Genomic DNA, 1,280 nt, shown 5'->3' on the forward strand with positions numbered 1-1,280 from the left:
TTTCCAACTGTTATCCCCCTCGACTGGGCAGATCCCTAGGCATTACTCACCCGTCCGCCGCTCGCCACCTCAGGAGTAAACTCCCTTGTGCTGCCGCTCGACTTGCATGTGTTAGGCCTGCCGCCAGCGTTCAATCTGAGCCATGATCAAACTCTTCAATTAAAGTTTTGTTGCTTCCGTCTTGCGACTTCAGCGGCTCAATGAATTCTGATTTTTTGTTTCTAACTAAAGAAACAAACTGTACATATTACTATGAACACTCATTGTTACATTGATTTAAATTTTTGACTGCCAACCCKAAGGTTAAGCAGTTTCGATTAACTCAACACCTGTGARTGYCCACACAGATTTCTTGTTTTATCTTGTTAAAGAGCAACTCAATATTCGTAAGAGAAYTTGAGTACCACACTGAGCGYCKAACGCTTCCAGTTGGCTAGGGCTGCGTATTCTACGCATTTCCCGTTTCGCGTCAAGGAGTTTTGCAAACTTTCTCAACACTCATCAATCAGTAAATTCATCGATGAACTGTCACATCAGGCTGCTTAACGCTGTCTGCCGTGTCAGTGGATGCGCATTATAGGCAGCAGGAGATTTTGCGCAACCCCTATTTTCAGGAAATTTGCAGTTAATTCTAATTATCTAATCTAGCCACACCATACCCACCACTTACCCCCAAAGTTATCCACACCCTGCTCGTTTTAGACTCAGTTTCAACTTAAAATGAGATTTGATGAGCCTCTATTACTACGAATAAAGCACGGAGATTCCGTTGATTCTCGAGGCCAGAGGTGGGTTCTTGATGCAGCTTGTTCTAATAAATGGGCGAACGATAGATTAAAGAAACTCTTTGCCGACTTAATCAGAGATACAGGCCGTATTGCACAAAGCTGATATTGGCCACTTGTTAGCGATGAGCTTATCTATTAAAGCTAAGTTGATTTATCAAAGACGTCATGCACATTAAGAGTGGCATGTTCGCTTACCTATATTTAGTGACAGGAAATTTAGAAGCAAAAAAATACCCGCCAATGGCGTAATGCCGTTCACTTAAGAGTGAACGGCATTTTTCTTTGGTCTAACCGGGAACTTGTTTTTGCTCATTTTAAGAACTCGTGGATATGCCCTTTCCCGTTTACCATCCAGCTTAAATTGCCGTGCATTTCGTTCTATATCCAATACGTCTCTCGGGACATTCCCCGGTGTTTGTGATGACAGTTGTGTCAACTTGAAGATGATATAACTCGCCGCATCTCGAAAACTCAGTTGATTGGGGTGGACCG

The 1,280-nt window shown here is 43.1% G+C and carries 1 rRNA gene and 1 pseudogene; both read right to left on the bottom strand.

The features are described from left to right. Positions 1-162: ribosomal RNA gene (locus L5L98_RS22170) — 16S ribosomal RNA — on the bottom strand; the annotation flags it as partial. 885 nt (positions 163-1,047) lie between these two features. Next, positions 1,048-1,280, bottom strand: a pseudogene (locus L5L98_RS22175) (IS4 family transposase); the annotation flags it as partial.

The organism is Shewanella sp. SM23 (assembly GCF_025654295.1).
GTDB classification, from domain to species: Bacteria; Pseudomonadota; Gammaproteobacteria; order Enterobacterales; family Shewanellaceae; genus Shewanella; species Shewanella oncorhynchi.